This is a genomic window from Aeromonas sp. PrichA-15, from assembly GCF_017939245.1.
Lineage (GTDB): Bacteria > Pseudomonadota > Gammaproteobacteria > Enterobacterales > Aeromonadaceae > Aeromonas > Aeromonas caviae.
Map to the genome: position 1 here is coordinate 1 of NZ_JAGKRH010000138.1, position 4,978 is coordinate 4,978.

The window sequence follows — 4,978 nt, forward strand, 5'->3', positions numbered from 1 at the left end:
GTAACGCATGTGGGGTTCTCCAAATAAACAAAACCCCGGCACACATAAAGCATGTCAGGGTTAAAGGTAGAGCGGTTGTTGGTTCACTGTGAGGGGTGTTCAGTTGGCCTTGGTGGCGGCTTCTGCTCCTGTTCCGGCTGTAGGGGCGCGCTTCACCGGCATCAGCGGTCCGGGGACCAGTACGTTGAGTAGGATAGCGAGCGCAACGCTCAGCCGTTCCGCCAGTTGGTAGGCCGGTCCTATGGTGTCGTAGTCAGCTACCTAGGTGGCCAGCGCCAACCCACTGCCCTCCACAGCCCGCAGGTAGACGCTGTAGTCCTGCACGGTCAGGCCACTGTCACGCACCACCTGAGTTTCCCCCTCTCGATTGATGGCTTCCAGCTCAACGGCTATCGGTTGTTTGGACATCGTGTGTCTCCTCTTGCGGTAAGGGGTCACTCTCCACGCGATAACCGTGATTAGTGCAGGTACGCTGCAGGTCAGCCAGGAAACTTGCCAACACACGGGGTTGCTCGGTGAGAGAAACCGGTCCTGCCTGGCTGCGCCAAAAACAGTGACGAGTGGGGTCCACGCAAATTTCATCTATCGGCTGGCTCATCGTGCGCCAATCCTCGGCATTGGTGAGGGAGAGCAGTTGCCACTGCACCCCAGACCAGCGCAGGTGCAGCGTAACGGTGCGGGCATGGGGGCTATCAGGAGTGATGTGTAGTAACCAGCGCTGGCCACGGTGGCGCGGTTGTATCTTGGCCTTGGCGGCGACCAGTCCCAGCCACTGGCGCGAGGTGTGGGAGAGCGGCAGTTCGTTAGTCATCACACACCTCCTACTCCCCGCTGACCGTGACGGTGAAATATCCCAACTGGGCGTAGCTAATGAAATTGCTCTGCCACAGGGTGAACAGTTCCCGCGCTTCCACGCCGGGCAGTGGTCCCCAGCCCTGCAGATAGTGCTCGTCGCAAGAGAGGTTGAAGTCGAGCTCCTTGCAGAGCTCGGCATCCTGGCCCAGTCCCTGATAACTGAAGTCGGTGATGTAATCGAAGACCCAGCCGTGCAATCCCCGAATAAGCCGCAGCTCTACCGGATGGACGCCACCCGTCTCGGCACTGTAGCCGGGGCTGCGAAAGTTGAAGGTCAGGGTCGAGAGGTCGGTGAGGTCGAACTGTTGTTCCCGCACGACGCTGCGCAGTAAGTCAGGCAGCTCGGGCGAAATCGGCAGGGCCATCCCTGCCAAGTGAAATGGCATGGTCATCTTGGTGTGTCCTTTCGTATCGAATGTGAGACGCGTTAATCCCTGAACCAGCGCCAGGCGCGGTAGAGGCTGTAGGTGGCAGCCAAGGGCGCCGCCAGCGAGGTGGCCGAACTCCCCAGCAACGCACCGACTGCAGCGGTCACCACAGTCGTTGCTGATGGATTCAGTGCCGTGCTGGTGGCCATGCAAGGCAGGGCCGCAAGGGTAGGCTGCCGAGCCACAGAGTGAAGCGCCTGATGTGCGATACACCCCGTAGCAATGAGCTGGTTAATCTGCTTGCTGTAGTGAAAGCCCTCGATGCACCAGAGCACGAAGTGCTCGCAGTTGTTAAAGAGCGTGCTGTAGTGCGCCTCTCCAAGACGGGAGTAAGCGCGGTCGATACTCTCCTCCCGGTTGAACGCTCGTGCGCTATGGTGCTGGATGCGATAACCCCGCCCTTGGCTAAACTCGGCAAGCGTGGTGATAGCTATCTGACCGGAATGTATTCCGGCACTGACCCCCTGGTAGTGGATAACCTGATGGTCTCCCAGATAGATACCGTGGTGCTGGTAACAGGTGCGGGGTGAAACGAGGTGGTCCCCCGGTTGTGGTGATGGCATGAACCGTTCCTTAAATAAAATGCGGCATAAAACAGAGGGCACCCGAAGGTGCCCTGATGGTGGTGAATGTGTGGTGGCTGGTGGTCAGGGCTGCTTGCGCAGCGTTAAGCTGTTGGCATCCCATACCCAGCGCTGACGAGGATTGCCGGGCAGGTCGAGGGTGAAACCGTTGGGGGCGGGGGTCAGCTTGCCTTCGTCGCTGCAGGTACCAAAGGGCTGTGAAAGCATGGTCAGCGCCCCCGTCTGAGCGACCGCGAACTGATAGAGTACCGGGCATGCCACACCGCCACTGTGCAGCTCAAACAAGACCGCCTGCCCATTGGCCAGCGGCAATCGGTGCGTGAGCGTGATGGCGTCATATTCATCGGTGCGCAGCAGTACCTCACCCCCATACCGGATCTCGATGTTGTAATCGTCATTTTTCACGATGGTAAATGACGCGGTACTTGATGCGGCTGACGAGGGTGCAAAGGAGGGTTCGAAGTAACGGCTACCATCCGAGTAGGTCAGCATCATGCCGTTCAGTGAAACCGGCTGGCTGACACTGGGGATGAGCCTTGGCTCATCTTCATCCAGCGGCATCAGCATGATGCGCTCCCCTTTCGAGGTCTCAATCCAAAACTGCATGCTGGCGAAATTGAGTGTGCCCTCAATGTTGGCCGGTACCCGTTTAGTGACCGTTGGCACAGTGAATTCAGGGGCAGCCCAGCTAGGTAAGGCAAACAGCGATAACCATGTGCACCACAGTGCCAGTTTGATTTTTTCTGTCATGTCACTCTCTCCAAACAAGTTATTCAATGGTGTAAGAGGCATTGCCCAGATTGGTGAAGAGGGTGACCTCTCTCAATCGGCACGGCTCGGTCATGACCAGCCGCCAGCGTTCGGTGTAATTGAGCTTGAGTGGGAAATAGGTTCCTCCCACCGAACCCATCAAGTCACTGCGCAGCATCACCCGGCATTTACTCTTGCCGCCATTGATCAGCACTTTCTGAATGGTGACTTGATCGTTGAGCGAGGTGACTACGATCTGAGGTCGCCCAATAGCGGTGTATTCCACTTCCAGAGTAAATTCTGGGCCATCGGCAGATTCAGCATTACAGGCGCTCAGTGATAAGCCACAAGCCAGCAGTAAGGGATAAAGCAGTGTGCGATTCATGATCTCTCCTTAATAAAAAGGGCAAAAGGATGCCTGACCGACGAGGTGAACCTCTCGGGCTAACGGGTGCAAACGTAATGGGTTAATGGTGGTGCGGCCTGATAGCCAAATGCCACCAAGGCGATTGATTGAGGTTAGGTCGTGTCGAACTCCTTTTGATGTTGGGGTGACCATTTCAATGAATTAGATCTAATGGGGTGATCCTCATCGCAAAAGGTCCTTAATGTCAATGGAAGTCCATAGTCAACTATCAGGGTTGACTGGAGGACTAATGACAAACATCAACTCTGAAGAGCTGGCCAAGAACGTGGGCAAAGCGATTGGACGCCAACGCCAGCAGGCAGGGCTGACTCAGGAGAAAGTGGCAGAGCGCCTAAGGATAGGTATGGAAGCCGTCTCCCGGATGGAGCGAGGCCTAGTGGTGCCGACAGTCGTGCGGCTAGCACAGTTGGCTCAGCTGTTTGGCTGTGAGCTCGCAGACTTCCTGCGTGAGACCAGTAACCGCCCTACCGAGCAGGGCATTGTGCTCAGCCAGCAACTGTCTCGGCTTGATGATGCTGACCGAACCCTGTTGCTGGAAACAGTAGAGCGGTTGGTGGAGCGGTTGGCGCGTCCCCGCTGATCATCCACCATTCACTGGGGAGGCAATGGGTTCCCTTTCCCCAATTTATTGGTGAGCGGACTCCTTCTTGGTTGTGGTCTCTGTGGCGTTCTGGTTGCTTGGCTGTGCGGGGCGTTATGCGAGGCAGTCTCCTCCGCACTGGCGTTACCCTTCGTCGTCTCTTCGGTGTTGGCTTCGGGATAAAACTCCTCCAGTAACATCGCCACCGCCCCATTCTCGACACAGAACGGTTTGCCGGTCAAAGGCGCTGTATTCCGCTCGCAGATTCAAGTCGCTATCCTTGAACAGTACCCGCACCAGAATTACGCGGATCTTGGTTTGCTCCTGCCCTTGGCCACTCTTTTGCGATGAATAGTGTTGGTGCAGGGGATGGAGCAACCATCCCCCCTTTTGCTGTATCTGGGTGGTGAGGGTGAAGCTGTCGTCCTTCTCCGGCCCCCACTTATCCTATTTTTGCACCAGCTTGCCGATGCAGATCCGCCCGATCACGGGCGGGGTGATCGCCAGTCCTTTGATCATGGTGTTTGTCTCAAAGGTTAAATGGTGAAACGGAATTACTGCAGCAGAGTGAGTGCTTGATTCAAGGCTTGGGATTTGAGTTGTGCTCCCTGACCGAACCAAGCGGAATCGAGCCGGTGATCTTGGCTGCGGGCACGGCGGTGGTGATCCACGTATTCGGTGACCGCATTGACCAGCCCCCAGGCGGTATTGCGGGAGCTGGCAAGCTCTGAGCCCATACCCGCGCCCTGATAGAGCTCATGCAGCCGTTGTACCGGCTTGGTGAGAATGATGCTCTCCTCATCCAGCGGTTGCGCCAGCAAGTCGCTGAAAAAGCGTAGCGCCTCTTCGGGGGCGACTTGCCGTTGTGCCAGCGCCTTGGTCTGGACTTTGAACTCATCCCAATGGGAAAGCCCCAGTCCGAGCGACTCTTTGACGGTCGCCGCATCGAACTGAGTGGAGTGGGGCACCTTGATGGCACCGGTAGCGCCACGCAGTGCCATCTGCAGGGTGTTATTGCAGACCACTCGCAGGGAGGTGAACTGCGCCGTGGTGCAGAGCGTGCCGTCGCAACTGGTTGCCAGCAGCAGATAGGATTTTACCAAGTCATTGCCTTTGAGTTTTAGATCCTGGCCGGTTTTGGCCAGAGCCCACAGCTTGCGGCCACCTTTGAGCGAGCCTGCTGTTTCTAGCTCAAAGCCACCGGCTTCCACTAAATAACTGATCCCAATAGTGCTACACCTTCGCTGTGCCATAGCCATTCCCCGGGAAAGGAGACACGGTATCCATGAAGTGTTTCACTCGGGCCAGCAGGTTTGCCATCCCTCTGCATTGATGATTGCGCGTGATGGTTTCA

At 56.8% G+C, this 4,978-nt stretch carries 8 protein-coding genes and 2 pseudogenes; 1 reads left to right on the top strand and 9 read right to left on the bottom strand.

Annotation, left to right across the window (positions count from 1 at the left end; all coding sequences use genetic code 11):
* Positions 1-261 precede the first annotated feature (261 nt).
* The 6 genes from J9889_RS24180 to J9889_RS16340 all read right to left on the bottom strand — a co-directional run bounded on the left by J9889_RS24180 (position 262) and on the right by J9889_RS16340 (position 3,002).
* Positions 262-408, bottom strand: a complete 147-nt coding sequence (locus J9889_RS24180; protein ID WP_225159555.1) for a hypothetical protein — start codon at positions 406-408, stop codon at positions 262-264.
* Entirely contained in the window at positions 383-811 is a 429-nt protein-coding gene (locus J9889_RS16320; RefSeq protein ID WP_049636782.1) for a hypothetical protein, read from the bottom strand. The genes J9889_RS24180 and J9889_RS16320 overlap by 26 nt, the downstream gene beginning before the upstream one ends.
* Positions 812-821: 10 nt before the next feature.
* Positions 822-1,247 carry a DUF2787 family protein gene (locus tag J9889_RS16325; RefSeq protein ID WP_049636781.1) on the bottom strand — a complete coding sequence of 142 codons (426 nt, stop codon included), beginning with the start codon at positions 1,245-1,247 and terminating at the stop codon, positions 822-824.
* A gap of 35 nt (positions 1,248-1,282) precedes the next feature.
* The gene (locus J9889_RS16330; RefSeq protein ID WP_049636780.1) at positions 1,283-1,846 is read right to left on the bottom strand and encodes a lecithin retinol acyltransferase family protein; all 564 of its coding nucleotides are present in this window, start codon (positions 1,844-1,846) and stop codon (positions 1,283-1,285) included.
* A gap of 84 nt (positions 1,847-1,930) precedes the next feature.
* Positions 1,931-2,617, bottom strand: coding sequence for a hypothetical protein (locus tag J9889_RS16335; protein ID WP_225159560.1), 687 nt, complete (start codon positions 2,615-2,617; stop codon positions 1,931-1,933).
* Between the two features lie 19 nt (positions 2,618-2,636).
* Positions 2,637-3,002, bottom strand: a complete 366-nt coding sequence (locus tag J9889_RS16340; RefSeq protein ID WP_049636778.1) for a hypothetical protein — start codon at positions 3,000-3,002, stop codon at positions 2,637-2,639.
* A gap of 271 nt (positions 3,003-3,273) precedes the next feature.
* Between J9889_RS16340 and J9889_RS16345 the strand changes: the two genes are divergently transcribed.
* Entirely contained in the window at positions 3,274-3,624 is a 351-nt protein-coding gene (locus J9889_RS16345; RefSeq protein WP_049636777.1) for a helix-turn-helix transcriptional regulator, read from the top strand.
* Positions 3,625-3,768: 144 nt separating this feature from the next.
* Here the strand turns inward: J9889_RS16345 and J9889_RS24185 are convergent, their stop codons facing one another.
* From J9889_RS24185 to J9889_RS16355, 3 genes and pseudogenes are all read right to left on the bottom strand, one after another.
* The gene (locus J9889_RS24185; RefSeq protein ID WP_233265282.1) at positions 3,769-4,002 is read right to left on the bottom strand and encodes a hypothetical protein; all 234 of its coding nucleotides are present in this window, start codon (positions 4,000-4,002) and stop codon (positions 3,769-3,771) included.
* 176 nt (positions 4,003-4,178) lie between these two features.
* Positions 4,179-4,838: pseudogene (locus J9889_RS16350) on the bottom strand (DUF932 domain-containing protein); the annotation flags it as partial.
* 19 nt (positions 4,839-4,857) lie between these two features.
* Positions 4,858-4,978 (bottom strand): annotated as a pseudogene (locus tag J9889_RS16355) (IS630 family transposase); the annotation flags it as partial.